The sequence below is a fragment of the Bradyrhizobium sp. HKCCYLRH3099 genome, from assembly GCF_051167855.1.
Taxonomy (GTDB): Bacteria; Pseudomonadota; Alphaproteobacteria; order Rhizobiales; family Xanthobacteraceae; genus Bradyrhizobium.
On record NZ_JBNPTW010000010.1, the window covers coordinates 153,767 to 179,612 of the forward strand.

A 25,846-nucleotide genomic window follows, 5' to 3' on the forward strand; every position below is an offset into this window, starting at 1 on the left:
TACGCCCGTAAGGCGGTGCCCGCTGCGATCCGATTAGGCCATCGCTTCGATCGGAACAACGCATGAATATGACTGTCAGACTCACCGTCAACGGTGAGCCGCGCACCCTTGCGCTTGACGATCCCCGCATCACCCTGCTCGACCTCCTGCGCGAGCGCCTCCACCTCACCGGCACGAAGAAGGGCTGCGACCGCGGCCAATGCGGCGCCTGCACCGTCCTCGTCGACGGGCGCCGCATCAATTCCTGCCTGACGCTTGCGCTCAGCCTCGACGGCGCCGCCATCACCACCATCGAAGGGCTCGCCACGGGCGACCAGCTGCATCCCGTGCAGGAGGCCTTCATTGCTCACGACGCGCTGCAATGCGGCTTTTGCACGCCGGGCCAGATCATGAGCGCGGTCGGCCTCATCCATGAAGGCCATGCCGGCGATGATCCCGAGCGCGTGCGCGAGGGCATGAGCGGCAATCTCTGCCGCTGCGGTGCATATGTCGGGATCGTCGAGGCGGTGCTCGACGCCCAGGCGACGCTCACGAACACGAAGGAGCGTGTGGCATGAACCGGTTCGACTATGTGAAGCCGGCGACGGTCGCCGAGGCGATCGCGGCGGCCGGCGCGCCCGGCGCGGCGTATCTCGCTTCGGGCACCAATCTGCTCGACCTGATGAAGGGCAATGTCGTCCGGCCGGCGCGGCTGGTGGACATCACCCAGATCAAGGAGCTCACGCGGATCGAGCGGCTTGCCAATGGCGACGTCAGGATCGGCGCGCTCGTGCGCAACGCCGACCTCGCCTACGACGCATCCTTCGCGCGCGATTTCCCCGCCGTGGCGGAAGCGCTGCTCTCAGGCGCGTCGGCGCAGCTGCGCAACGCTGCGACCGTCGGCGGCAATTTGCTGCAGCGGACGCGCTGCGCGTATTTCTACGACACCGCCTCGGCCTGCAACAAGCGCACGCCGGGATCGGGCTGCGATGCCCGTGACGGCGAGAACAGCCAGCACGCCGTGCTCGGCTGGAGCGATGCCTGCATCGCCACCAACCCGTCGGACTTCTGCGTGCCGCTCGCGGCGTTCGATGCGATCGTCGAGATCGAAGGCGCAGCTGGCCGTCGCGAGGTCGCGCTGGAGGCATTGCATCTGTTGCCCGGCACCACGCCGGACCGTGAGACCGTGCTCGCTCCCGGCGAGATGATCGTCGCGGTGCGGCTACCCGCTGCCGCGCGCGGCTTCGCCAGCCACGCGCGCTATCTGAAAGTGCGCGAGCGTAACTCCTACGCCTTCGCCGTCGTCTCGGCTGCGGCCGGCCTCGTCATCGAGAACGGCCGCATCAAGCAGGCGCGTCTCGCGCTCGGCGGCGTTGCCGCCAAGCCATGGCGCGCGCACGAGGCCGAGGCGCTGCTCGCCGGCCAGCCTGCCGAGCACGGCTCGTTCGAACGCGCCGCCGATGCGGCGCTGCGCGAGGCAAAGCCGTCCGGCGACAATGCCTACAAGATCCCGCTCGCACGGCAGCTGATCGTGCGCGCCCTGCAGGCCGCAGCACAAGGCACGCCGTCGCGCATGCCGGCGCTGCCGGCCTCTCCCTTCTCCGCCGTTCCAGGAGCGCTTCATGACGCCTGAGCTCAATCTGTCCCGCGATCCCGCCCATCTCCGCCACGGCTCCAATGTCGGCCAGCCGCTGTCGCGCATCGATGGTCTCGCCAAGGTCACCGGACGCGCGACCTACGCGGCCGACAACAACCCGCCCGGCCTGCTCTATGCGGTGCTTGCAGTCAGCAGCATCGCGCGTGGCCGCGTCGCCTCGCTCGACGTCGACGCCGCCAAGGCGCATCCCGGCGTCGTCGAGGTCATGACGCAGGCCAACCGGCCGCCGCTCTATTCCGACCCTGACGGCAAGCCGAATCCGTTCTCGTTCCGCTTCGAGGCGCTGCAGAACGACCGCGTGCGCTACGCCAACCAGCCGATCGCCGTCGTCATCGCGGAGTCGCTGGAAGCTGCGACCGAAGGCGCCGCTTTGCTCGCGCCGCGCTACGAGGCCGAGCCGGCGCGGATCGGTCTCGACGCTGAAGCGGCCTATGTGCCGCCGGCCGTCGGCATGGGCATGCCGGCCGAGCAGCGCCATGGCGACGTCGAGGCCGCACTCGCCGGCAGCGAGAAGCAGATCACGGCGATCTACGAGACCCCACCGCACTATCACAATGCGATGGAGCCGCATGCTGTTGTCGCGGAGTGGCAGGGCGATAAGCTCGTCATCGACACGCCGACGCAGGGCCTCGTCATGATGCGCGCGCGTCTCGCCGAGCTGTTTGGCGTCGCGCCGGACAACATCCTGATCCGCAGCCCCTTCCTCGGCGGCGGTTTTGGCGGCAAGGGCCTGATGGCCGGGCCGCAGGTGCTCGGCATCCTCGCCGCCAAGATGGTCGGCCGGCCGGTGAAGCTCGTGGCGCGCCGCGAGCAGCTCTATGGTCCGTTCGGCCATCGCTCGCCGACGAAGCAGACCTTGCGCCTCGGCGCCAGCGCTGCCGGACAGCTCTCAGGCATCCATCATCACGCGCGGATCGCGACATCGAGCTTCGAGGACTTCTATGAAGCGGCAGCTCACGTGACCCATACGCTCTACGCCGCGCCGGCAATCGCGACCACCTATGACGCGGTACGCATGGACACCGGCACGCCGCTGTTCGTGCGCGCCCCGGGCATCGCGCCGGGATCGATCGCGCTGGAGAGCGCGGTCGACGAGATGGCCGAGGCCTGCGGCCTCGATCCGCTCGCCTTTCGCGTCAAGAACTACGCCGAGGTCGAACCCTCGACCGGCAAGCCGTTCTCCTCCAAGGCGCTGCGCGAGTGCTACACGCAAGGCGCCGAACGCTTCGGCTGGTGGGAGCGGCCGCTGAAGCCGCGGATGATGCGCGACAAGGACGGCTTCCTGGTCGGCTGGGGCATGGGCACGGCGACGTTCCACGCGCTGATGTTCGCAGGACAGGCGCGCGCCGTGATCCGGCGCGACGGCTCCGGCGTGGTGGAGAGCGGCGCCCATGACATGGGCCAGGGCGCATGGACCGCGTTCGCGCAGGTCGCGGCGGATTCGCTTGCGCTCGAGCTCGACCAGGTGACGTTCAAGGCCGGCACCTCGGACCTGCCGGATGCCGGCATCGCCGGCGGCTCGGCGCATACGGCGACCGTCGGCACCGCGATCCACAATGCGGGCGCCGCCGTCATCGCCAAGCTCGCCGAACTCGCGACGTCCGACCAGCGCTCGCCGCTGTTCGGCGCCGGCAATGCCGGCGTCATCGCCCGCAACGGCCGACTCATCCGGCGCGACGACGAGGGCCGCGGCGAGAGCTATGCCGACATCCTCGCCCGCGCCGGCCTCGACGAGGTCGACGGATCCGGCGGAGGCATGCCGGATCCGGCCGCCAACGAGCAGTACGCGATGCATTCGCATGGCGCCGTGTTCGCCGAGGTGAAGGTCGATCCGGATCTCGGCCAGGTCCGCGTGACCCGCATGGTCGGCGCCTTCGCGGCCGGGCGGATCATCAATCCGAAGCTGGTGAAGAGCCAGCTCGCCGGCGGCATGATCTGGGGCATCTCGCTGGCGCTGCATGAGGAGGCGGTCACCGACCGTCGCTCGGGGCGGATCATGAACGCCAATCTCGGCGAGTACCATGTGCCGGTGAATGCCGACGTGCCGGCGATCGAGGCGTTCACGGTCGAGGAGCACGATCCGTTCGTGAACCCGCTCGGCATCAAGGGCGTCGGCGAGATCGGCATCACCGGCTCCGCCGGCGCGGTCGCCAACGCCGTGGCACACGCCACCGGCATTCGTGTCCGGCGCTTTCCGGTGCGGATCAGCGACCTCGTGCGACGGGATTAAGCGACAACACGCCCGACAAAAAGAAAAGCCTCCGCCTGGTCAGGCGGAGGCTTTTTCGTTGAGCAGCGGCTCAGGCCGCCTCGCGCATGAAGGACGACCTGAACCAGGTCGCGAAGGCCTCCCGCCCAGCGCCAAGATCGAACTCGACCCGCAACGCGTCGCGGTCGCGGGCGCGAACCAGATAGGGCACATCGTGGCCGAAGCCTGAGAACTGCAGAACCCCGCGATCGCCGATGCCCGGCTCCGGCTCGAAGCGGAACCAGGCGCCGCCCTCGGAGATGTCCACCAGTTCGGCCTTCACCGGCCCCTTGGTGTTGTCGATCACCTTGATCGGCAGGCTCGACCTGAATCGCGGGGCGTGCCGGCGGTCCGCCTCGGCGGTCGTCGTCCTGACCACCTTCACCAGGGTCTCGCGCAGCGAGGTCAGGCTGGAGGCGACCTCGCCGATCGCGCCCCTCACCTCCGCGGCGCGGTCGTTCACCATGCCTGCGTCCTTGCCGACATTGCCGATCTTGGACGACACGTCGCGCGCGGCGCTCGCCGAGGAGTGAACCGAACGGCTGATCTCCTGCGTCGCGGCGTGCTGCTCCTCCATCGCGGCGGCGATCGAGGCCGCCACCTCGTCGATCTCGGAAATCTGGCTGCCGATGCCTTCGACGACGTCGATGGTCGCCCGCGTCGTGGCCTGGACCTCGCCGATCAGACGCGAGATCTCCTCCGTGGACTTGGCGGTCTGATCCGACAGCGACTTGACCTCCGAGGCCACCACGGCGAAGCCGCGGCCGGCGTCGCCCGCGCGCGCCGCCTCGATGGTGGCGTTGAGCGCCAGCAGATTGGTCTGGCCGGCGATGCCGCCGATCAGGTTCGACACCTCGGCGATCTTGTCGACCGCCTGGGTCAGCGACATCATCGTCGTCTTCGCCTTCTCGCGCCCGCCCACGGCAGACCGGGTCAGGGTGCTGGCGCGGGCAACCTGGCTCGAGATCTCGCGGATCGCCGAGCTCAACTGCTCGGCCGCCGACGAGACGGTCTGGGCGTTCGCGAGCGACTGCTCCGAGGCGGCCGCGACGGACTGGGCATCGGCGGAGAGTTCGTGCGCGAGGTCGGACAGACCGCTTGCGACCGCCTCGACCTGGCGCGAAGCGCTGGCCGCAGCGTCGACCGAAGTGCCGGTCTCGCGCTCGATGACATCGGCCATGTTCAGCATGGCCCGCTTCTTGGTCTGCTCGGCCTCGGTCCGGTCGCGATCCTGCTTGTCGCGTAGTTCATTGTTCTCGAGCGCGTTGGTCTTGAACACGTCGAGCGCGCGCGCCATCGCGCCGATCTCGTCGCCGCGCCCGGCATAAGGAATCTCGGTGGCCAGCTCACCCTCGGCAATCCGCCGCATCAAGCCGGTCATGCGCGACAGCGGCCGCACCACGCCGATGACGAGACCCGATATGCCCGCGACGACCAGCGCCAGCACGATGCCGGCGACGGTCCAGACCACGATGGAGATGCGGCTGTCCTGATCGGCTGCCGTGCCCTCCATGTCCGAGTTCAGCTTGTTCGCCTTCTCCACCAGCGCATCGATGACAGCGCGGTGGGCGGCATAGGCGGCACTGAGCCGGGCGTAGGCGGCGTCGGCTTTCGCCGTGTCGCCGGTGCGAAGCGCTGGGATCAGCTCGCCTTCGGCAGCCCGCCAGAACTTGCCCACCTCGGCATCGGACCGTTCGACCAGCAGCGACTTCAGTTCAGACTCGAGCGGGGAGGTGGTCCAGAACGCCTTGCGGTCCTCATAGTCCTTTTTAAGCTGCGCCAGCTTGCCCACATGGGCATCCAGATTCTTGGGCTCACGCAAAGCCAACGTCGCTTCGAGATAGGCCTCGATGACGTATTCCGGCGGCGGCAGGATGTCCGCGACCAGATCATTGCCAAGCTTGATCTTGCTGTAGAGCGGCCCGCCGACCTTCAGCTCGCGCAGCGCATAGGCGCTGGTGAGCACCACGGCCCCAAAACCCAAAGCGAGCACGAGACCGAACGCGGCAATCACCGCGGCGATGGACAGACGCATCTTCATGTCGGACGCACATTCCTGATGAGAGATTAGCGATCGCGGCAAGGCTGGGCAGCCTCACCTCGTCGTCATTGACGAGATCGCCATTCGGCCGAACACCGGCACTGAATTCAAATGCCGAGAGGTTCGACAACCATTCTTCAAGGAATGTAAATTTCGTCCTCCGTAGGATTACTGACTCGATCGGCGTCAGCGTGCGCCGGCCGACCGCGGGGCGGCCCCACCAGAGGTGGTGTTCCGGACCGTATTGGTCAGCACGGTTTGCAGCGACGCCATCGTGGACCCGACCTGCGCGATCGCGGTCCGGACCTGCGCGGCGCGGTCGTTCACGGCCTCGGCGCCGCGTCCCACGTTCGCGATCTTGGCCGAGACATCCTTGGCGGCCGCGGCGGACGCGGCGACGGATCGGCTGATCTCGCTGGTGGCGGCCCGCTGCTGCTCCATGGCGGCGGCCACCGAGGCGGCGACCGTGTCGATCTCGGAAATCTGCCCGCCGATGCCCTCGACCGCTTCGACGGTCGCGTTGGTCGCGCTCTGCACCTCCGAGATCAGGCGCGAGATTTCCTCCGTCGACTTGGCGGTCTGATCCGACAGCGACTTGACTTCGGCGGCAACGACCGCGAACCCGCGTCCGGCCTCGCCGGCGCGAGCCGCCTCGATGGTGGCATTGAGGGCCAGCAGGTTGGTCTGCTGCGCAATGCCGCGGATCAGGTTCGACACCTCGGCGATCTTGCCGACCGCTTCCGAGAGCGAGTGGATGGTGCTGGTGGCCCTTTCGCGCCCTGTCACCGCGGTCTTGGTGATGGCGGTCGCGCGCGCCACCTGGCCGGCGATGCCGGTGATCGCCGCGCTGAGCTGGTCGGCCGCAGAGGTCACGACATGCGCGCTCGACAGCGACAGCTCCGACGCGGACGCCACCGCCCGCGCATCGGCAGAGAGGTCGTGAGCCAGGCTGGCCAGCCCGCCCGCCGCCGCCTCGACATCCCGCGACGCCCCGGCTGCGGCACCCACCGAACTGGTGGTCTCGCGCTCGATCACCTCGGCCATGGCCAGCACCGCGCGCTGCTTCTCCTGATCGGCGGCGCCACGATCGATGTTCTGCTGCTGCAGCCGATCCTTCTCCACGGCGTTGGTCTTGAACACGGTCAGCGCCCGGGCCATGGCGCCGATCTCATCGCCGCGTTCGGCGAACGGGATGTCCACCGCCAGCTCGCCGCCAGACAGTTGCCGCATCAGCCGTGTCATGCGCGCCAGCGGCCGGACGACGCCATGAACGAGACCATACAGGCCGGCGACGACGACCGCGAACACCAGTGCGGCCAGCGCCGCGCCGAACCAGGTGATCGAGCTGTCACTGCGCGCAGCAACGGCCTCCATGTCACCGATCATCTTGTTGGCATGCTCGACGATGCCGTCGACCACGGCGCGATGGCCGGCATAGGCGTCGGTCAGCCGCTGATAGGCGAGCTTCGCCTTGGCCGCGTCGCCGCCGCGCAGCGCCGGCACCAGATCACCATCGAGCGCCTGCCAGAACCGTCGCACCTCGGCATCGGAGCGCTCGACCAGTTCCGCCTTCAACTGCGGCTGCAGCGCCGAGCCGACCCAGAACGTCCGCCGGTCATCATAGTCCTTCTTGAGCCTGGCCAGTCGCGCGACACGGGCCTCCAGGCTGGCGGGATCGAGCACCGCCAGCGTCGCTTCCAGATAGGATTCGATGATGTATTCGGGCGGCGGCAGGATGTCGGCGATGAGATCATTGCCGAGCTTGATGCTGTGATAGATCGGCCCTCCGACCTTGAGCTCGCGCACGGCATAGATGGCGGTCGCGACCACCGCGCCGAGCCCCACGATGACGACCAGGCCAAAGGCCAGGATCAGGGCGGAGATCGACAGCCGCATCTTCATGCAAAGCATCCTTTTTCAGCAATGCGGTCATCGCCGCCACGAGGCCGGCCCGAGCCACGACGCGCGCCGGCCCACCCGCGCGAACGTCACGCCGAGCGACGCATGGTTAATTAAAGCACGATAATTTATGGTAAATTTTCGGTTCCATACGAACTCGCAATACTACGGGACCCACAGCTTCGGGCCGAGCTCGTCTTGAACCACAACTCCCGCTGTCGTCCCGGCGAAAGCCGGGACCCCTGCCCCAGGGAGCGGTTTGGAGCAGGGTGGTCATTGGCTTTATCGCGCCTCGCGACACTTGCGGCGTATGGATCCAGGATCGGCGCCATGCCGCGCTGACGCGCGTCCTGGCTTGTCCGGGACGACGGTGCGGGTGGAGCGCGGGATTCCTAACTCCGACCTGCCGCGCCGTCTCTGACCTGGCGCAAGGCGCCGCGCGACGAGCCGGCCAGAATGGCGGAATCGTCTGATCCCCGAGGAGCCCATGTCGAAACCCGTTCCGGACAAGGCCGAAGTCGCGCTCGAATATCCCGACAAGTTCTACGTCGGCACGTTCGAGCATTCCTCCCGCTTCGAGGCCCGCCTCGAACCAAGTGGCCTGGCGCTGACCCTGGAGCGGCCCGGCCCGGAGGACGTCCGCAAGTCGATCCACATCCATTTGAACTGGGGGCTGCTTGCCGCGGTGCTCGGCGACATCGCGGCGAATATCGATTCGCTGCCGACGGACGACCTCCTGCATCGCGACCAGTTGCGCGACTCCGTTGCCACGCTCCACGCAGCTCTCAACGCGCGTCAACCAGTTGTGCCAAGGCGACACAGCGATCGCCCCGGTTTACCCGACATTCACGCTTCGTTATCACTTTGCTAACTACGTCGAGACCTTTGCCCGCTCACAGGCTGGGTTCGAAAGCACTGTGCTGCGCGAGTGACAGCATTTGACTCGAAAGCGATCTATCTCCGATCCATCGACGGCGCGCCATTGCGCGAGCCTTGTTAGTCAGGTGTTGGAGACCCGCCATGAAGAAGATCCTGTTCGCAACCGCAGCCCTCGCCGCGCTCGCCGCTTCGGCCACCTCCGCCCTCGCCGCCGATCTCGGCGCCCGCAACTATCCGTATGCGACCAAGGCCCCGGCCTATGCCGCGCCGATCTACAACTGGACCGGCTTCTATCTCGGCGCCCATCTCGGCGGCGCGTTCTCCAGCGACAACAACTATTCCGGCCTTGCCACCGGCAACAATTCGAACGGCCGCTTCCTGGGCGGCTTGCAAGTCGGTGCCGACTGGCAGTTCGCGCCGACCTGGGTGATCGGCGCCGAAGGCCAGTACAGCTGGCTGAGCGGCAGCGTCGGCGCGGCGTTCCCCGGCGGCTACACCTACACCAACAGCCAGCGCGGTCTCGGTTCGATCACCGGCCGCTTCGGCTACACCTGGGGTCCCGGCCTGGTCTATGTGAAGGGCGGCTACGCCTATTCCGACAACAACGAGAAGGTGACGCTGGCCGGCAATCCGATCGGCTTCGCCACCTCGGGCGATCATCGCAACGGCTGGACCGTCGGCGGCGGCCTCGAATACATGTTCGCGCCGAACTGGTCGGCCAAGGCCGAGTATCAGTATTACAATTTCGGCAGCGCCACCTTCGCGGCGCCCGCCGCGCTGGTTCCGACCGGCAGCTTCACCACCGACGACCACACCTTCAAGGCCGGTGTGAACTACCGCTTCAACTGGGGCATGCCGGTGGCGGCCCGCTACTGATCTGCAAGGCGTCAACGACAACAAACGACGGGAAGGCCGGCAGCGATGCCGGCCTTTTTGTTTGCCCGTTGTGTTCGAACAGTTCACCGCGCGGAACTCATAAACATGGCCAAACCCTTAAATCCCGCGCCGTGAAAAGTGGTTCTGCGCAAAAAATCAGCATCGACGAGCTAATTCCTCGGATTTGTTAACCGCCGACGGCGATACTCCTCGCAAGCTTCAGCTCTAAGTAGCGTGCGTTCGGGGGAACAAAGATGGCGATTCGGTTCAGCGTAGGCAGGGTGTTCGGATTCCTGCGGCCCAGATGGGGCGTCCGCGGCAGTCTGTTCGCGGCCTTTGCGGTCATCGCCGGCATGGCGATCGCGATCAGCGTCGCGGCGGGACTGATGCTGCGCCAGATCGGCGGCACCATGGTCGAGCTGTCCGGCCGCGACATTCCGCGCCTCACGTCCAGCCTGCAACTGCTGGCGCAGAGCGCGAGCCTCGCAAGCCTCGGTCCGGCCCTGCTGGGATCGCAGAGCGAGGACGCACTCAACGATCGCCTGAAGAAGATGCAGGAGATCCAGAAGGCCGCCCAACAGCGCCTCGGCGAGATCAGCGCGCTTGGCGCCGAGAAGAGCGTGATCGCCCCGCTCGCGGAGACCATCAAGAACATCAACGAAGCCAATCAGAGCCTGGTGTCGGCGGCCCGCGAACGGCTGGCCGTCGCGGCCACGCACAACAAGCAGTACGATTCGCTGCGCAAGGCGCAGGACGAGTTCACCAAGGCGGCCAACGAGCCGATGCTGGATGCGCAGACCCAGCTCAACGCCGTGCTCGGCGCCGCCGAGGTCTCCGCCGACGACGCCACCGCGGCGGCGCGCTTCGTCGAGCAGCTCGGCAACGTCATCGCATCCGGCAACCTGATCGTGGCGCAGATGGCGGCCGCGTTGTCCGCCAATGACAGCGACACGCTGGACACCGTCGAGCGGCAGTTCAAGGACTCGCTGGCGCAGTTGAAATCCAACCTCGAGCTGCTGCCGAGCGGCCGCAGCACCAAGGCGATCCACGACGCCGCGATGAAGCTCGCCGCGCTCGGCGAAGGCAAGGAGCGCGTGTTCAAGACCCGCGAGAAGGAGCTCGACGCCAACGACTACGGCCAGACGGTGCTGGAGGAGACGCGGAAGCTCAATGTCGGCCTCGACATCAGCGTGCAGCAGCTCGTCGAAGGCGTCCGCAAGTCCACGGAAGGATCGACCAGCGCGGCGGGCCAGAAGATCGAGCTCGCGACGCTCGGCATGATCGGCGCGGGCGCGGCCACCCTGCTCGGCTCAGTGCTGTTCGTCTGGCTCTATGTCGGCGGCAACATCCTGCGCCGCATCAAGCGGCTGCAGCAGGCGATGCAGACCTTGTCGAGCGGCGACCTCGACAGCGAGATTGCCGCGTCCAAGCAGCGCGACGAAATCGGCGCCATGGTCGACACCTTGCAGGTGTTCCGTGACAACATGATCCAGGCCCGCACGCTGGCTGCTGCTCAGGAGCGCGAGAGTGCCGCGAAGGCCGAACGCGCCACGCGCATGGAAGCGCGGATCGCCGAGTTCGAGGCCACCGTGCGCAGCGCGCTTGGCAATCTGCAGAATTCCGCGACCGCGATGCAGAGCACCGCGCAGAGCATGTCGCAGACCGCGGATCAGTCCAACTCGCTGGTCAGCGCGGTCGCTGCCGCCGCAGAGGAGACCTCGGTCAACGTGCAGACCGTGTCGGCCGGCACCGAGCAATTGTCGTCCTCGATCGCCGAGATCGGCCGCCAGGTCGTGACCTCGGCGCAGATTGCCAAGAAGGCGGTCGAGGAAGCCGGCGCCACCGACTCGACGATGCAGGGTCTCGCGGAGAATGCGAGCCGCGTGAGCGTCGTCGTTGATCTCATCCAGGCGATCGCCTCGCAGACCAATCTGCTGGCGCTCAACGCCACCATCGAGGCCGCGCGCGCCGGCGAAGCGGGGCGCGGCTTCGCGGTCGTCGCCCAGGAGGTGAAGAGCCTGGCCAGCCAGACCGCCAAGGCCACCGACGAGATCCGCACACAGATCGCGGGGATGCAGCAGGTGGCCACGTCGGCCGTGGCCGCGATCCGCAACATCGGCGGCACCATCGCGGAGATCGACAACGTCACCACCGCGATCGCCGCCGCCGTGGAGCAGCAGGGCACCGCCACGCATGAGATCGCCCGCAACATCCAGCAGGCGGCCTCGGGCACCAGCGAGGTGTCGCACAACATCACCGGCGTCTCCAGCGCCTCGGCGCAGGCCGGCACGTCCGCGAACGAGGTGCTCAGCGCCTCCGACGCGCTGCGCCGCGAGGCGGAGACCTTGCGCGCCGAGGTCGATGCGTTCCTGACCAACATCAGGGCGGCGTAGTTGCAGCCCGGGCCTCGCCCTTCGAGACGCCCGCCTTCCGGCGGGCCCTCAGGGTGAGGAGGTGCAGGTCGCTTGTGGCCGGCCGACCGAGGGAACGAAGTGCGGACTCTCCCCCCTCTCCATGAACACGCCAGTTGGCGTGTTCACGGTCGATGTGCAGGGCCGCCCTCGGTGCCAACGCCTCATGGTGAGGAGGCGCGCAGCGCCGTCTCGAACCATGAGGCCCCACCTGCCGCACCCCGGAATGCCACGCAGCCATGTGTCTCCGGCGTGTTTTTTCGGCTGGCGCTCGCCCGCGGCGGCCGTTAATCGATGAGACATGACCAAGACCGACACCGCCACTTCCTCCGCCGAAGCCCTGCGCTACCCCTGGGAGCAGCATCCCGGTGAGGACCAGGTCGTCGAGGTCGCGCCCGGCGTGCTGTGGCTGCGGCTGAAGCTGCCGTTCCGGCTCAACCATGTGAACATCTATCTGCTCGCCGACGGCGATGGCTGGGTCGCGGTGGATTCCGGCTTCGGCAATGAGGAGTCGATCGCCGCCTGGACGCAACTGCTCGACGGCCCTCTCAAGCATGTGAAGATCAGCCGGCTGATCGTCACCCATTCGCATCCCGACCATGTCGGTCTCGCCGGCTGGATCGTCGAGCGCTTCAACTGCCCGCTGCTGATGTCGCAGGTCGAATACCTGCAATCGGTCTATCATCAGAGCCGCCACGCCGAGGAGCGGCGCACCGCGCAGCATCTCTTTTTCCGCCGCCACGGCATGGACGAGACCCTGACCGACAAGCTGCTCGGCCGCGGCCAGGATTATCTCAAGCGTGTCTCGGTGCTGCCGGCCTCCTACAAGCGCATCTCGCATGGTGACGAGATCCAGATCGGCAGCCGCCGCTTCAAGGTGATCACCGGCGGCGGCCACGCGCTCGACCAGGTGATGCTGTATTGCGCCGCCGACAAGCTGTTCCTGTCCGCCGACCAGGTGCTGAGCAAGATCTCGCCGAATGTCAGCGTCTGGGCGGTCGAGCCGGACCAGAACTCGCTCGGCGAATATCTGGCGTCGCTGGCGAGCCTGACCACCACGCTGCCCTATGATCTCCTGGTGCTGCCCGGCCATGGCGTGCCGTTCTACGGCCTCAAGACCCGCATCAAGCAGCTCGCCGATCATCACGAGGAGCGCTGCCGGATGATCGCGGACGCCTGCCGCGACGAGACCAGGACCTCCGCGCAGCTGGTGCCGGTCGTGTTCCACAAGCACGTGCTCGACCCGCACCAGATGGGCTTTGCCGCCGGCGAGCTGATCGCGCACGTCAACTACATGCTGGTCGAAGGCCGCCTGACCGCCCGCGAGGTCGACGGCGTGCTGCACTATCGCACCACCTGAGGCTGCCGCGCGCTCGCCGCAATGCGAGCGTGGTGCTGTCCAGATCGGGCGATCCCTGTGTGAACCTTGGACAAAACGCCCAACTCCTGCCGTGGGATTCCGGCTCGACAGCCGCTCTGGAAAAGCTCTAAGAAGGCCTTAAGCCCCCGCTGCTTAGAGGGTCCGTTCCAGGCGCTGCGCTGCAGCGCAGCACGTCAGGTCTCGCGATGGACTACAGCCAGTACTTCAGTGCCGCCCTCGGTCGTCTGCATGATGAGCGCCGCTACCGGGTCTTCGCCGATCTCGAACGCATCGCCGGCCGGTTCCCGCATGCGACCTGGCACTCGCCGAGCGGTCCGCGCAATGTCGTGATCTGGTGCTCCAACGACTATCTCGGCATGGGCCAGCACCCGAAGGTGGTCGGCGCGATGGTCGAGACCGCGACCCGCGTCGGCACCGGCGCCGGCGGCACCCGCAACATCGCCGGCACGCATCATCCGCTGGTGCAGCTGGAAGCCGAGCTCGCCGACCTCCACGGCAAGGAAGCGGCGCTGCTGTTCACCTCCGGCTACGTCTCCAACCAGACCGGAATCGCCACGCTCGCCAAGCTGATCCCGGACTGCCTGATCCTGTCGGACGCGCTGAATCACAACTCGATGATCGAGGGCGTGCGCCAGTCCGGCTGCGAGCGCCAGATCTGGCGCCACAACGATCTCGCCCATCTCGAGCAGCTGCTGATCGCCGCCGGTCCTAACAGGCCGAAGCTGATCGCCTGCGAGAGCCTGTATTCGATGGACGGCGACGTCGCGCCGCTGGCCGCGATCTGCGATCTCGCCGAGCGCTACAATGCGATGACCTATGTCGACGAGGTGCACGCGGTCGGCATGTACGGCCCGCGCGGCGGCGGCATCGCCGAGCGCGACGGCGTCATGCACCGCATCGACATCCTCGAAGGCACCTTGGCGAAAGCGTTCGGCTGCCTCGGCGGCTACATCGCCGCCAAGGGCGAGATCATCGACGCGGTGCGCTCCTATGCGCCGGGCTTCATCTTCACGACCGCGCTGCCGCCGCCGATCTGCTCGGCCGCGACGGCCGCGATCAAGCATCTGAAGTCGTCGAGCTGGGAGCGCGAGCGCCACCAGGACCGGGCCGCGCGCGTCAAGGCGATCCTCAACGCCGCCGGCCTGCCGGTCATGGACAACGACACCCACATCGTGCCGCTGTTCGTCGGTGATCCCGAGAAATGCAAGCAGGCCTCCGACCTGCTGCTCGAGGAGCACGGCATCTACATCCAGCCGATCAACTATCCGACGGTCGCCAAGGGCACCGAGCGCCTGCGCATCACGCCCTCGCCCTATCACGACGACGGCCTGATCGACCGCTTGGCGGAGGCCTTGCTGCAGGTGTGGGAACGGCTGGGATTGGCGCTGCACAAGAAGCCGCTAGCGGCGGAGTAGGTTCGACGTTTTGTGGTGAGCCCGCGCACGTCAACGCGACGGCGCTGCGCTCCCCTCCCCCTTGCGGGGAGGGGTCGGGGGTGGGGGTCCACGAGTCCCGCTGGTCGTGAGGGCCCGGGCTCACAAGCCTGCAACTATCGAAGTCAACTTCAAATGAGACGACGCGCGCCCCATTGAATTCAGCGCCCGGAGACCCCCACCCCCGACCCCTCCCCGCAAGGGGGAGGGGAGCAGACCGCCCCCGCCGCAACGCCGTCGGCTCACACGGGCAAGACAAGCCGCAGCAGCAATGCGCCGCCGCCCTTAACGACGCCGCTTCATTCCCCGCGCCCCTGCCACATCGCTATCGCCCCACCTCCCCCAACGCGCTAAGCTCACGCCTCAATCCCTAGGACGGAGCGATCGAGGAGTTCGCGCGAGACATGCTGCACGACTGGGGCGTGATCCTGGCCGCGTTCGGCTATATCGGGTTCCTGTTCCTGGTCGCGAGCCGCGGCAACCGGGCCGGGGGGCGACGGCCGTCGCGGCTGGCCGGGCTGATCTACCCGCTGTCGCTCGCGATCTACTGCACCTCCTGGACGTTCTTCGGCTCGGTCGGCTTCGCCTCACGCACCAGCGTCGATTTCCTCGCGATCTATCTCGGCCCGATCCTGATGGTCGGCGCCTGCACGCCGCTGCTGCGCCGGGTGATCCATCTCGCCAAGACCCAGAACATCACCTCGGTGGCCGACCTCGTCGGCGCGCGCTACGGCAAGAGCCAGGCGGTGGCCGCGACCGTCGCGCTGATCGCAATCATCGGCTCCGTGCCCTACATCGCGCTGCAGCTCAAGGCCGTCGCCTCCTCGCTGCAGACCATCCTGATCGACGACCGCGCCTTCGCGCACATCCCGATCGTCGGCGACATGGCGCTGATGGTGACGCTCGCGATGGCTGTGTTCGCGGTGCTGTTCGGCACGCGGCAGACCGACGCCACCGAGCATCAGCACGGCCTGATGCTGGCGGTCGCGACCGAATCGATCATCAAGCTGGTCGCCTTCATCGCCGCCGGCGCCTTCGTCACCTTCGTGATGTTCTCGCCGGTCGAGCTGATCGAGCGCGCGATGAAGTCGCCGGAGGCCGAGCGCGCGCTGGAATACGTCCCGGGCATCGGCAACTTCCTGACGATGACCCTGCTGTCGTTCTGCGCCGCGATGCTGCTGCCGCGCCAGTTCCACGTCAGCGTGGTCGAGAACGCCAGCGACGCCGAAGTCTCGCGCGCGCGCTGGCTGTTCCCGCTCTATCTCGTCGCGATCAACCTGTTCGTGATCCCGATCGCGCTCGCCGGCCTCGTCACCTTCCCGTTCGGCGCCGTCGACAGCGACATGTATGTGCTGGCGCTGCCGATCGAGGCCGGCTCGCAATGGCTGTCGATCCTGGTGTTCGTCGGCGGCCTGTCGGCGGCGACCGCGATGGTGATCGTCGAATGCGTCGCGCTGTCGATCATGGTCTGCAACGACATCGTCGTGCCGCTGGTACTGCAGCGCCAGGAGGCGCAGCGCGAGATCGGCCGCGACTTCGCCGGGTTCCTGCTCGGCACCCGCCGCATCGCGATCTTCGCCATCATGGTGATGGCCTATTTCTACTACCGCGCGCTCGGCACCGCGCAGCTCGCCGCGATCGGCCTGTTGTCGTTCGCCGCGATCGCGCAGCTCGCGCCGAGCTTCTTCGGCGGCCTGCTGTGGCGGCGCGCCACCGCGCGCGGCGCGATGGGCGGCATGCTGGTCGGCTTCGCGGTCTGGCTCTACACGCTGTTCATCCCGAGCTTCCTCGACACCTCCACCGCGGGCATCCTGTTCCTGCAGCACGGCCCGTTCGGCCTGGAAGCGCTCAGGCCGCAGGCGCTGCTCGGCACCGATTTGCCGCCGCTGCTGCATGGCGTGCTGTGGAGCCTGTCGCTCAATTTGCTGACCTACATCGTGCTGTCGCTGGCGCGGCAGCCGTCGTCGATCGAGCTGTTGCAGGCCGATCTGTTCGTGCCCGCGGAGCTGACGCCGAGCGCGCCGAGCTTCCGGCGCTGGCGCTCCACCGTCACCGTGCAGGACATCCAGAGCACGGTCGGCCAGTATCTCGGCCCCGACCGCGCCCGCGCCTCGTTCGAGGCCTTCGCCCTCCAGCGCAACATGTCGCTGGACCCGGCGGCGCCCGCCGATTTCGAACTCTTGCGCCACGCCGAGCACCTGATCGCCTCGTCGATCGGCGCGGCGTCCTCGCGCCTCGTGATGTCGCTCTTGCTGCGCAAGCGGACCGTCTCCGCCAAGGCAGCGCTGAAGCTGCTCGACGATTCCCACGCCGCGCTGCATTTCAACCGCGAGATCCTGCAGACCGCGCTCAACCATGTGCGCCAGGGCATCGCGGTGTTCGACGCCGATCTGCAGCTGATCTGCTCCAACGGCCAGTTCGTCGACCTGCTCGGCCTGCCGCCGCATCTGGTGCAGATCGGCAGTCCCCTGCGCGAGATCCTCGAATTCATGGGCACGATCGGCGCGCCGACCTATGAGGACAGCGAGGCGCTCTTGGCGCGGCGGCTCGCCGCCTACACCACCGAAGGCGAGCCCTATCTCGAACGCCTCGCCGACCGCCATATGGTGATCGAGGTCCGCACCAACAAAATGCCGGACGGCGGCCTCGTCATCACCTTCACCGACGTCACGCCGTCGTTCGAGGCCGCCGAAGCGCTGGAGCGCGCCAACGCCACCCTGGAAAAGCGCGTGCGCGACCGCACCGAGGAGCTGACGCGGCTGAACTCCGAGCTCGCGGTCGCCAAGAGCGCTGCGGAAGATGCCAACATTTCCAAGACCCGCTTCCTCGCCGCCGCCAGCCACGACATCCTGCAGCCGCTAAACGCGGCGCGGCTCTACGTCACGAGCCTGGTCGAGCGCCAGACCCCGGGCGAGGACTCGCGCCTGGTCGAGAACATCGACGACTCGCTCGAAGCGATCGAGGAGATCCTCGGCGCGCTGCTCGACATCTCCCGGCTCGATGCCGGCGCGATGACCCCGTCGGTGTCGAGCTTCAAGATGGCCGATCTGATGCGCTCGCTGGAGATCGAGTTCGCGCCGGCCGCGCGCGCCAAGGGCCTCGATCTGATCTTCGTGCCGTGCTCACTCCCGGTCGAATCCGACCGCCTGCTGCTGCGCCGTCTGCTGCAGAACTTCATCTCCAACGCCATCAAATACACCCCCAATGGCCGCGTGCTGGTCGGCTGCCGCCGCCACGGCACCTCGCTGCAGATCGGCGTCTACGACACCGGCGTCGGCATTCCCCCGGTGAAACGCGGCGAGATCTTCAAGGAATTCCATCGCCTCGAGCAGGGCGCGCGCATCGCCCGCGGCCTCGGCCTCGGCCTTTCCATCGTCGAGCGCATCGCCCGCGTGCTCAATCACGGCATCGCGCTGGACTCGCGGCCCGGCCGCGGCTCGGTGTTCTCCGTCACCGTGCCGATCGCAAAAGCCATCAACCACACCGCCGCCGTCACCAGCGCCACGCCGCTCGCCAAGACATCGATCGGCGGCGCGCTGATCGTGTGCATCGAGAACGACCCGGCGATCCTCGACGGCATGCGCACCCTGCTCACCGCCTGGGACGCCGAGGTGATCGCCGTCCCCGACCCGGAATCCGCGGAAGAAGCGATCGCCGCCCGCAACGGCGCCGTCACCGGCCTCCTGGTCGACTACCACCTCGACCGCGGCAACGGCATCGCCGCGATCCGCGACATCCGCCGCCGCTTCAACGAGGCGCTGCCCGCGATCCTGATCACCGCCGACCGCAGCCCCCACGTCCGCGCCGCCGCCCGCGACGAAAACATCGCCGTGCTCAACAAGCCGCTGAAGCCAGCGTCGCTGCGCGCGCTGCTCGGGCAGTGGCGCATCCAGCAGATGGTGGCGGCGGAGTAGCGGCCACCATTCGGATGCATGATGTCTGGCCTCGCCGGTTCAGTGGCCCGACGTCAGCAGTGCCCGGATGACGGCGACGACGAGCCACAGGACCACAAAGAAGAATGGGGCCGAGAACTTCAGGTTCAAGCCCGATTGAAAACCGGGCGGACGGATCTTGTCGTGCTTGGCCGATGCCTGAATGAAGAGGATGTTCTGCTGCGCGCACCTGACGAGCAGGTCGTAGTCGTCGACCTTGGACCCCGGCAGCGTCCAGGACTCGACGGTCAATTCCGTGAAGCTTTCGACGTGGCGGCCTTCGATGTTGTAACGGCTCGCGAGCCTGAGGCCGGGCAGATCATGCGTCTCCGCCGACCTGGCGTCGGGCCAGTGGCGGGGCATTTCGACCTGAAGCAGCGACGAGAGGCGCCTGGGGCGGCCAAGATAGATGTCGTGTTCGCGCGCGGCGCGTCCGGCGCCTGACAGGTCCGTGCTGATATAGTTCTCGACGAACTGCAGATGAATCTGGTCCGGCTTGTCCGACACGCGCCAACAATCGCTGATCTCATATCGTGCATCCAGCACGATCCTGTTCTCAACTCGATCATCATGGATCTCGATCGGCAGCGCTTCGGTGGCCGTCGGCCAATTGGCCTGCAATTGGCTGAGCAGGCTGCGTGCGAGGCCGGCCTCCCCCTCATTCTCAACCAGGTTTCTGACCTGGTCGGCGCCGCGGGCGGAGAATTCGAGGTTCCGATGCAGCGTGGCCGGAGACCGGCGTGTGGGACCGATGCGCCAGTCGTCATGGCAATGAATGACGTGCTGAACGGCGTGTTCGGGCAGCTTCTCGAGACGGACGTCATCGGCCGCCAGCGGCAGGGCCCATCCGAGGTGCGGCAGCTCGATGTGATCGAGACTGCCACCCTGCCGCGACAGCGTGGGATCCAGCCAGTAGCTGCGGCCCGCGATCCGGACGCGGACGATGCAATGATCGAACACGGCCGGGCTCGGCAACACCTGGTCCAGCACGACGCCGTGCGTCGTGGAGACCAGCGCGGCGCAGGCATCGAGGCCGAGGCGGCGGGCGCCGGCGACGTAAAGCCGTGCCTTGTCCTTACAGTCGCCGAAGCGGCCGCTCCAGATCGCCTCCAAGTCACGTGGCGTCAGGCCGCCCTCCCCCAGCGACAGGAAGAAGTAGCGCAATTCGCCCTGCACGAAGCGGAGCCATTCCACCGCCCGCTGCGCCGGATCAGCAAAGGCTTGGCTGATCCGATCGATCTCGAAGGCGAGCCCGGACGGAATCTCGCCGGGGTCATAGGCGCTCGCCATCAGACCCGCGACGTCACCCCAGCTGTCGAACTCGCTGAGCTGAAAGGCAGGCACCTCGAAGGCCCAGGGCGGCGTCGACGGCGCACTCGGGCTCTTCCTCTTCTGCCCGACGAGACGCCGGCGGATGTCCTCGAAATCGCCATGCGTGCGGGTCTCGGGACGCGGCGGGTCGTTGAAATCCCGGCTCGCGATGTTGCGATCGCGCGGCTTCAGCAGCCGGTGACGATGATCGAAGGTCGGATTGAAGGCGTCGAGCGCCGCCCAGGTCTGGTACTTGCCACTGAAGATCGGCTTGTCGCCATGGAGCGAGCAGCAGAACTCCAGGATGTCGTTGGCGCGCACGTCGGGGACCAGCAGGGACGCCGTGAGCCGTCCGTTCAGCATCAGCCGCTCGATGTCCCGCTCGCGCCGAAACACCTGAAACGCCTCCGCACGCATGTGCTCGATGATCTGATCGCCGCGCAGGATGCGGACGTAATGAGCCTCGAGCGTCTGATAGCCAGGGTCGAACTCGATGACGATGTGAGAGGCCCATTCGGCGCCCTCTTTGGTGAGGATCCGCTGCGCCGACCGGAACGTCCAGCACGGCTCCGGCCCGGTGAGATTGACCTGAACATCGGTCAGCAGCCGGCAGACGCCGTTCGCGATGCAGGCCTCCTGCTCGGGCGACGGCTCCGTCGCGTAAGCCGCGAGATCGACCCAGTCCGGCACCGGCGTGTGGCGCACCCCGTCGGCCTTGCCAGCCGCTCCCCCAGCGAGCGCCTTCTCCTCAGTCTCATTCACGATGACACGCCCCACGCGCAACCCCAGTCTGGGTTACCGTCGTTCGCAAAAGCGTTCAAGCGAAGGCACGAAGATCCCGGCGATGGCGAGGTCGGTTCAGCCGCCACCGTCCGCCCTGCCGAGAAGCGCGCGCGGTGGACGTCCCATCCTTAGCTGAGCCGGCGCGAGAATGCGGCGCGGATCGGCCGGCCTGGCGCCATGCGGCGGGCGCTACGCATCTCGCCGCGCGCTCATCCGCTCCACCAGATAGTCCACGAACACGCGCACGCGTGCGGGCGTGTTGGCGCCGCCGACGAACACCGCGTGGAAGACCTCCCGGTCGCCGGGATTGTATGCCTCGAGCAGCCGCACCAGCCGCCCCTCGGCAATCGCGTTGCCCAGGCTGAAATCGCCGACGCGGGCGATGCCGACGCCGTCGCACGCGAGCTCGGTCAGCGTATCGCCGCTGTTGGCTTCGATGGCGCCGCGCAGCTTCAGCGCGTAGTCGACGCCGTCACGGCGGAACGGCCACACCGGCTCGGCGCGGCGGAAGCTGAAATTCAGGCAGTTGTGGTTGTGCAGATCCTCGGGCGTCTGCGGCACGCCCCAGCGCGCGAGATAGTCCGGCGAAGCCACGATGCTGCGGCCGTTGTCGCTGAGCCGGCGCGCCGTGAGCGCGCTGTCAGCAAGCGGACCACCGCGGATCGCCACGTCGGCCTGCCCCGCCGCGATGTCGACGAGGCCGTCGCCGAGATGGATGTCGACCAGGATGTTCGGATAGCGCCGCACGAACTCGCCGAGCAGCGGCACGATGCAGAGGCGGCCGTGCGAGATCGCGGCGCTGACCCGGATGCGCCCGCGCGGCGCGCCCTGGTCGGCGATCGCCTGCTCGGCCTCATCGAGGTCGGCGAGGATGCGTCGCGCAGCGGCGAGATAGGCCTGCCCCTCGGCCGTCAGCGTCAGCGCGCGCGTCGACCGCAACAGCAGCCGCGCGCCGAGCCTGATCTCGATGCGGTCGAGCGTGCGGCTGACCGCCGATGGCGTCAGGCTGAGGGCACGCCCCGCAGCCGAGAAGCTGCCGCTGTCGGCGACGGCGCAGAACACCTCGAGATCGCGGGCACGATCGGCGCTGGCCAGCATCATCTTTGCGTCCAGATCAAAAATCCTTGGCGTGACACCCCTCTAATACCGCGAACCGCTCCAGTCTAGCTTTGCCTGCATCGACAGACCCCAAAGGAGACCACCATGACCCTGCCCCGCCTGCTGCAACGAACCGCCCTCGCCGCCACCGCGCTCACCGCGCTGGCCAGCGCCGCCCTTGCCGACGCCACCGAGGCGCCCGGCCAATTTCCGGCGAGCTTCCGCACCCAGGAGATCCCGACCAACGGCACCACGATCCACGTCCGCGTCGGCGGCACCGGGCCGGCCGTGGTGCTGCTGCACGGCTATGGCGACACCGGCGACATGTGGGTGCCGCTCGCCGCCAAGCTCTCCGCCAACCACACCGTGATCGTGCCCGATCTGCGCGGGCTCGGCCTGTCCGCCCGCGCCGACAAGGGCTTCGAGAAGGCCAACCAGGCCGAGGACATCGCCGGCGTGATGGACGCGCTGGGCGCCCGCACCGCCGAGGTCGTGGCGCACGACATCGGCAACATGGTCGCCTACGCGCTGGCCGCGCGGCACTCCGACCGGGTGACAAAACTGGTGCTGATGGATGCGCCGGTGCCGGGCATCGGCCCGTGGGAAGAGATCCTGAAGAACCCGCTGCTGTGGCACTTCCGCTTCGGCGGCCCGGACATGGAGCGCCTGGTCGAGGGCCGCGAGCGAATCTATCTCGACCGCTTCTGGAACGAGTTCTCGGCAAATCCGAAGAACTTCCCGGAGGCCGCGCGGGTCCACTACGCGCAGCTCTACGCCGGCCCGGGCCGGATGCATGCCGGCTTCGGCCAGTTCGCCGCGTTCGACCAGGACGCGATCGACAACCGCGCCTGGCTCGCGGCGCATGGCAAGCTGACGATGCCGGTGCTGGCGATCGGCGGCGGCGCGTCGTTCGGCGCCACGATGGCCGCGGTGACACAGGCCGGCGCCGATAACGTGCAGGGGCAGGTCATCGACGGCTCCGGCCACTGGCTGATGGAAGAACAGCCCGCTGCGACGGTCGCCGCGATCGACGCCTTCCTCAACGCGCCGTCGTCGCGCTGATCTCACAGCACCTTTCCAATCCCATGCAAGAGGACGCCGAGCATGACGACGCATTCCCTCGACGAGGCGATTGGAGAGGCCAACGCCTCGCACAAGCCCACGGTCATCTTCATTCATGGCCTGTGGCTGAAGCCCAGTTCGTGGGACCGCTGGGCCGAGCTGTTCAACGCGGCAGGCTATGCCGCGCTGGCGCCCGGCTGGCCCGCGGAGATGGGCGGCGCCGCCGCCCCCGAGACCATTGGCGAAGTGGCGGCCCACTTCGCCGCGATCGCAGACAGGCTCGACAAGCGGCCGGCACTGATTGGCCATTCCTTCGGCGGCCTGATCGCGCAAATTCTCGCCGGCCGTGGACTATCAGCCGCGACAGTCGCGATCGATCCGGCGCCGTTCCGCGGGGTGCTGCCGCTGCCTGTCTCCGCGCTCCGCTCCGCCTGGCCGGTCCTGCACAACCCGGCCAACGCCAGCCGCAACGTCAGCCTTACGCCCGGCCAATTCCGCTACGCCTTCGCCAACGCGGTGCCCGAGACCGAGAGCGACGACCTGTACGACGCCTATCAGGCGCCGGCCCCCGACCGCCCGATCGTCCAGGCCGCGGCCGCCAACCTCAATCCCTGGACCGAGGCCCGCGTCGACAGCGAAGCCGCGAACCGCGGCCCGCTGCTGATCATCTCCGGCGAACAGGACCACACCGTGCCGCCTTCCGTCGCCCGCGCGGCCTATGAGCTGCAGAAGCGCAACCCGCACGCCGTCACCGAGTTCGCCCAGCTTCCGCAACGCGGCCACTCGCTGACCATCGACAACGGCTGGCGCGAGGTGGCGGAGACGACGTTGAGGTTCGTGAGGCGCTTTGTGTAGCGGGTGTCGGCGGCGTGGTCGGAGGACACTCGGGCAACGGAGCCCAACTTAGGATATTTATGCTTTACGTAACTCGTAATTTCTGTTAACCTATCTCCATGATTGTCGGCTACCGGGATAAAAGGACCGAGCGCTTTGCCAATGGCGAAGCCGTTAGGGAATTTTCTGGTTTTGCCAAGCAGGCTGAGATACGGCTCGACCGGCTTGAAGCTGCGACGAATTTGAAGGATCTCGGCTCGCTACCGGGAAATCGGCTGGAGGCGCTCAAAGGCAATCGCCAAGGCCAGTACAGCATCCGCATCAACGATCAATGGCGGATATGTTTCGAATGGCCGCCCGGCTCGCCCGGCCCTGTCAATGTCGAAATCGTCGATTATCACTAGGAGGCACACCATGGCACGCGCCCCCATCCATCCGGGAGTTCATCTCGCCGAAGAGCTCGACGAACTCGGCATGTCAGCTGCGGAGTTATCGCGTCAGCTCGACGTGCCCGTCAATCGGATCACCGCGATCATCAACGGCCAGCGAGGGATCACGGCGGATACGGCGCTGCGACTCGGCCACTGGTTCGGCAGCAGCCCCGAATTCTGGCTCAACCTGCAGAAGATCTACGAACTTCGGCTTGCGCAGCGGGAGGTGGGCGAAGTTGTGAAGAAATTGCCGACACGCGCAAGGGCCGGTTAGCCGCCGTGAATCCGGGTCGATCGGCAGCAGGCTTCACATCGCTATCTCGCCAGCGACCGCAACTTCTCCAGCCTCTCACGAACCTCGATCCCGTCTAGGTTCAAGATGGGTCCAGCAGAGCCGGTGAGGACTGTGATGTTTGGCTCGCCATCTCGCAGAAAGAAGATGTAATCAGCTCCCGCCAGCAGAGGGAGCGTGCAATTGCCATATCCAAATGGTGCGCTCCTCACCCTTCCGTCCTCCGGCGGCCTTCCCTTGATGACCTCGATCGTTTGGACCGACGCTTCGATGATCTGCTTGTAGCCTCCCTTCATATCGTCTGGCGCAGGACTCTCTTGGACCGACGTGAGGTGCACGACAAGGACCGCGGAGGCGCGCGAAAACCATTCCTCCTCGGTCGCGAGCGACATGGAGGAGCAGGCAATCCCTGGCCATATTTGCACCATCCAAAGGGCGGCACATCCAATCACCAGCCCTGAGCATTGTCTCCGCGACGTCAACCTGAACATGAGATGCCCGCGATTGCCTAAAAGCGATCCAAGACCGGCATTCCAACGCCTCCGCCACCCCGGTGCGGAGGCTCGAAGAAGCCGGGCGGCGCGGACGGGACGGAGTCGATGCAAGTCTTCGAGCAGCCGTGGATCAGGAGTGGAACGACATCCGTGCCCACGCGCTGCGTCGTCCAGAACAGTTGCGGGGCACTCTCGCCGAACGGCCGATCACAAACGCTGCAAGTCGAAGGAAGCAGAGATTCGATTGGACGAGACAGGGGCGGGAATGGCAGCCTCGTCCGTCGATTGCCATAAAGCGCGCGCGTGCTCATCCGGCTGTCGACAAGCTGGCTGCATCGCGTCACTTCGTAAGGCAGCCAATGCAGCGAATAGGATGTGTAGACGTCCAGATTTCGCAGCGATGTCATCTGGGCGATCTCGGGCGGAAGCCGCCGCAGATGGCTGCCATACAGGCGGACGTCGGTCACCTCAGTGAGCGACGCGATTTGGGGCGGCAGCGTGATGACACGCATCCAGTCTTCCCAGGGCATGTCCGCGGAGGGCTCGAAAATGGGCGCACAGGTTCGCGCGATCCGATCGATCAGATCCGTGACCCGCTCCCAACCCGCCGCACGCCGATCCTGCGCTTCCACATGCATGTTCGGGACAAGCGGCGTTCCCTTTTTCTTCCTCACCACCAAGCAAGCACAATGCTCGCGCCGCGTTATTCGTGCAAGCGCCGCCTCGGTAACGGCACCGATCGACAACAAGCGGGGATCTTTCTGTGTCACCGGACTTGCCCTTCCCCAGCCAATGCCGCGGCCGA

Annotated in this window: 18 protein-coding genes and 1 pseudogene; 13 read left to right on the forward strand and 6 right to left on the reverse strand. The window is 67.0% G+C overall.

Going from position 1 to position 25,846, the window contains the following annotated elements; genetic code table 11:
* Positions 1–62 precede the first annotated feature (62 nt).
* Genes ACQR1Y_RS20265 through ACQR1Y_RS20275 form a run of 3 tightly spaced genes read left to right on the forward strand, consistent with a single transcriptional unit; the run spans position 63 to position 3,866 of the window.
* Positions 63–557 carry a (2Fe-2S)-binding protein gene (locus ACQR1Y_RS20265; protein ID WP_434856360.1) on the forward strand — a complete coding sequence of 165 codons (495 nt, stop codon included), beginning with the start codon at positions 63–65 and terminating at the stop codon, positions 555–557.
* On the forward strand, positions 554–1,612 hold the full coding sequence (locus tag ACQR1Y_RS20270; protein WP_434877870.1) for an FAD binding domain-containing protein: 1,059 nt from the start codon (positions 554–556) through the stop codon (positions 1,610–1,612). The genes ACQR1Y_RS20265 and ACQR1Y_RS20270 overlap by 4 nt, the downstream gene beginning before the upstream one ends.
* On the forward strand, positions 1,602–3,866 hold the full coding sequence (locus tag ACQR1Y_RS20275) for a xanthine dehydrogenase family protein molybdopterin-binding subunit (RefSeq protein ID WP_434877869.1): 2,265 nt from the start codon (positions 1,602–1,604) through the stop codon (positions 3,864–3,866). The genes ACQR1Y_RS20270 and ACQR1Y_RS20275 overlap by 11 nt, the downstream gene beginning before the upstream one ends.
* A gap of 70 nt (positions 3,867–3,936) precedes the next feature.
* Here the strand turns inward: ACQR1Y_RS20275 and ACQR1Y_RS20280 are convergent, their stop codons facing one another.
* Together ACQR1Y_RS20280 and ACQR1Y_RS20285 are read right to left on the reverse strand one after the other, a co-directional pair.
* The gene (locus ACQR1Y_RS20280; RefSeq protein WP_434877868.1) at positions 3,937–5,925 is read right to left on the reverse strand and encodes a methyl-accepting chemotaxis protein; all 1,989 of its coding nucleotides are present in this window, start codon (positions 5,923–5,925) and stop codon (positions 3,937–3,939) included.
* A gap of 186 nt (positions 5,926–6,111) precedes the next feature.
* Positions 6,112–7,827 carry a methyl-accepting chemotaxis protein gene (locus ACQR1Y_RS20285; RefSeq protein ID WP_434877867.1) on the reverse strand — a complete coding sequence of 572 codons (1,716 nt, stop codon included), beginning with the start codon at positions 7,825–7,827 and terminating at the stop codon, positions 6,112–6,114.
* A gap of 484 nt (positions 7,828–8,311) precedes the next feature.
* On the opposite strand from ACQR1Y_RS20285, the pseudogene ACQR1Y_RS20290 reads away from it, so the two are divergent.
* The 6 genes and pseudogenes from ACQR1Y_RS20290 to ACQR1Y_RS20315 form a co-directional block, all read left to right on the forward strand.
* Positions 8,312–8,614 (forward strand): annotated as a pseudogene (locus ACQR1Y_RS20290) (hypothetical protein); the annotation flags it as partial.
* A 230-nt stretch (positions 8,615–8,844) separates the two neighbouring features.
* Entirely contained in the window at positions 8,845–9,579 is a 735-nt protein-coding gene (locus ACQR1Y_RS20295) for an outer membrane protein (protein ID WP_434856366.1), read from the forward strand.
* Positions 9,580–9,833: 254 nt separating this feature from the next.
* Positions 9,834–11,972 carry a methyl-accepting chemotaxis protein gene (locus ACQR1Y_RS20300; protein WP_434877866.1) on the forward strand — a complete coding sequence of 713 codons (2,139 nt, stop codon included), beginning with the start codon at positions 9,834–9,836 and terminating at the stop codon, positions 11,970–11,972.
* Positions 11,973–12,291: 319 nt separating this feature from the next.
* Positions 12,292–13,350, forward strand: a complete 1,059-nt coding sequence (locus ACQR1Y_RS20305; RefSeq protein ID WP_434877865.1) for an MBL fold metallo-hydrolase — start codon at positions 12,292–12,294, stop codon at positions 13,348–13,350.
* A 206-nt stretch (positions 13,351–13,556) separates the two neighbouring features.
* A complete protein-coding gene (gene hemA / locus ACQR1Y_RS20310) occupies positions 13,557–14,786 on the forward strand; it encodes a 5-aminolevulinate synthase (protein ID WP_434856369.1) in 1,230 nt (409 codons plus the stop codon).
* A 422-nt stretch (positions 14,787–15,208) separates the two neighbouring features.
* Positions 15,209–18,718, forward strand: coding sequence for a PAS domain-containing hybrid sensor histidine kinase/response regulator (locus ACQR1Y_RS20315; RefSeq protein WP_434877864.1), 3,510 nt, complete (start codon positions 15,209–15,211; stop codon positions 18,716–18,718).
* A 39-nt stretch (positions 18,719–18,757) separates the two neighbouring features.
* Here the strand turns inward: ACQR1Y_RS20315 and ACQR1Y_RS20320 are convergent, their stop codons facing one another.
* Both ACQR1Y_RS20320 and ACQR1Y_RS20325 read right to left on the reverse strand, forming a co-directional pair.
* A complete protein-coding gene (locus ACQR1Y_RS20320; RefSeq protein ID WP_434877863.1) occupies positions 18,758–20,809 on the reverse strand; it encodes a DUF3857 domain-containing transglutaminase family protein in 2,052 nt (683 codons plus the stop codon).
* A gap of 210 nt (positions 20,810–21,019) precedes the next feature.
* Positions 21,020–21,931, reverse strand: coding sequence for a LysR family transcriptional regulator (locus ACQR1Y_RS20325; protein ID WP_434877862.1), 912 nt, complete (start codon positions 21,929–21,931; stop codon positions 21,020–21,022).
* 102 nt (positions 21,932–22,033) lie between these two features.
* Here ACQR1Y_RS20325 and ACQR1Y_RS20330 point away from each other — a divergent pair, with 102 nt between their 5' ends.
* From ACQR1Y_RS20330 to ACQR1Y_RS20345, 4 genes are all read left to right on the forward strand, one after another.
* Complete coding sequence (locus ACQR1Y_RS20330) at positions 22,034–22,990, forward strand: alpha/beta fold hydrolase (protein ID WP_434877861.1); 957 nt, start codon at positions 22,034–22,036, stop codon at positions 22,988–22,990.
* Positions 22,991–23,032: 42 nt separating this feature from the next.
* Positions 23,033–23,845: an alpha/beta hydrolase gene (locus ACQR1Y_RS20335; RefSeq protein ID WP_434877860.1), complete on the forward strand. Its 813-nt coding sequence runs from the start codon at positions 23,033–23,035 to the stop codon at positions 23,843–23,845.
* A gap of 98 nt (positions 23,846–23,943) precedes the next feature.
* Positions 23,944–24,228, forward strand: coding sequence for a type II toxin-antitoxin system RelE/ParE family toxin (locus tag ACQR1Y_RS20340; RefSeq protein WP_434877859.1), 285 nt, complete (start codon positions 23,944–23,946; stop codon positions 24,226–24,228).
* Between the two features lie 10 nt (positions 24,229–24,238).
* Positions 24,239–24,529, forward strand: coding sequence for a HigA family addiction module antitoxin (locus ACQR1Y_RS20345; RefSeq protein WP_434856378.1), 291 nt, complete (start codon positions 24,239–24,241; stop codon positions 24,527–24,529).
* Between the two features lie 41 nt (positions 24,530–24,570).
* Here ACQR1Y_RS20345 and ACQR1Y_RS20350 read toward each other — a convergent pair whose 3' ends face one another.
* Positions 24,571–24,939, reverse strand: a complete 369-nt coding sequence (locus ACQR1Y_RS20350) for a hypothetical protein (RefSeq protein ID WP_434877858.1) — start codon at positions 24,937–24,939, stop codon at positions 24,571–24,573.
* A 116-nt stretch (positions 24,940–25,055) separates the two neighbouring features.
* Entirely contained in the window at positions 25,056–25,790 is a 735-nt protein-coding gene (locus tag ACQR1Y_RS20355; protein WP_434877857.1) for a hypothetical protein, read from the reverse strand.
* Between the last annotated feature and the right edge of the window lie 56 nt (positions 25,791–25,846).

Bases quoted from the DNA above. Each gene is read 5' to 3' on its own strand.
- ACQR1Y_RS20325 (WP_434877862.1), bottom strand. From the start codon at position 21,931: ATGATGCTGGCCAGCGCCGATCGTGCCCGCGATCTCGAGGTGTTCTGC.
- ACQR1Y_RS20315 (WP_434877864.1), top strand. From the start codon at position 15,209: ATGCTGCACGACTGGGGCGTGATCCTGGCCGCGTTCGGCTATATCGGG.
- ACQR1Y_RS20300 (WP_434877866.1), top strand. From the start codon at position 9,834: ATGGCGATTCGGTTCAGCGTAGGCAGGGTGTTCGGATTCCTGCGGCCC.
- ACQR1Y_RS20305 (WP_434877865.1), top strand. From the start codon at position 12,292: ATGACCAAGACCGACACCGCCACTTCCTCCGCCGAAGCCCTGCGCTAC.
- ACQR1Y_RS20275 (WP_434877869.1), top strand. From the start codon at position 1,602: ATGACGCCTGAGCTCAATCTGTCCCGCGATCCCGCCCATCTCCGCCAC.
- ACQR1Y_RS20340 (WP_434877859.1), top strand. From the start codon at position 23,944: ATGATTGTCGGCTACCGGGATAAAAGGACCGAGCGCTTTGCCAATGGC.
- ACQR1Y_RS20285 (WP_434877867.1), bottom strand. From the start codon at position 7,827: ATGAAGATGCGGCTGTCGATCTCCGCCCTGATCCTGGCCTTTGGCCTG.
- ACQR1Y_RS20335 (WP_434877860.1), top strand. From the start codon at position 23,033: ATGACGACGCATTCCCTCGACGAGGCGATTGGAGAGGCCAACGCCTCG.
- ACQR1Y_RS20345 (WP_434856378.1), top strand. From the start codon at position 24,239: ATGGCACGCGCCCCCATCCATCCGGGAGTTCATCTCGCCGAAGAGCTC.
- ACQR1Y_RS20280 (WP_434877868.1), bottom strand. From the start codon at position 5,925: ATGAAGATGCGTCTGTCCATCGCCGCGGTGATTGCCGCGTTCGGTCTC.
- ACQR1Y_RS20265 (WP_434856360.1), top strand. From the start codon at position 63: ATGAATATGACTGTCAGACTCACCGTCAACGGTGAGCCGCGCACCCTT.
- ACQR1Y_RS20295 (WP_434856366.1), top strand. From the start codon at position 8,845: ATGAAGAAGATCCTGTTCGCAACCGCAGCCCTCGCCGCGCTCGCCGCT.
- hemA (WP_434856369.1), top strand. From the start codon at position 13,557: ATGGACTACAGCCAGTACTTCAGTGCCGCCCTCGGTCGTCTGCATGAT.
- ACQR1Y_RS20350 (WP_434877858.1), bottom strand. From the start codon at position 24,939: ATGTCGCTCGCGACCGAGGAGGAATGGTTTTCGCGCGCCTCCGCGGTC.
- ACQR1Y_RS20270 (WP_434877870.1), top strand. From the start codon at position 554: ATGAACCGGTTCGACTATGTGAAGCCGGCGACGGTCGCCGAGGCGATC.
- ACQR1Y_RS20330 (WP_434877861.1), top strand. From the start codon at position 22,034: ATGACCCTGCCCCGCCTGCTGCAACGAACCGCCCTCGCCGCCACCGCG.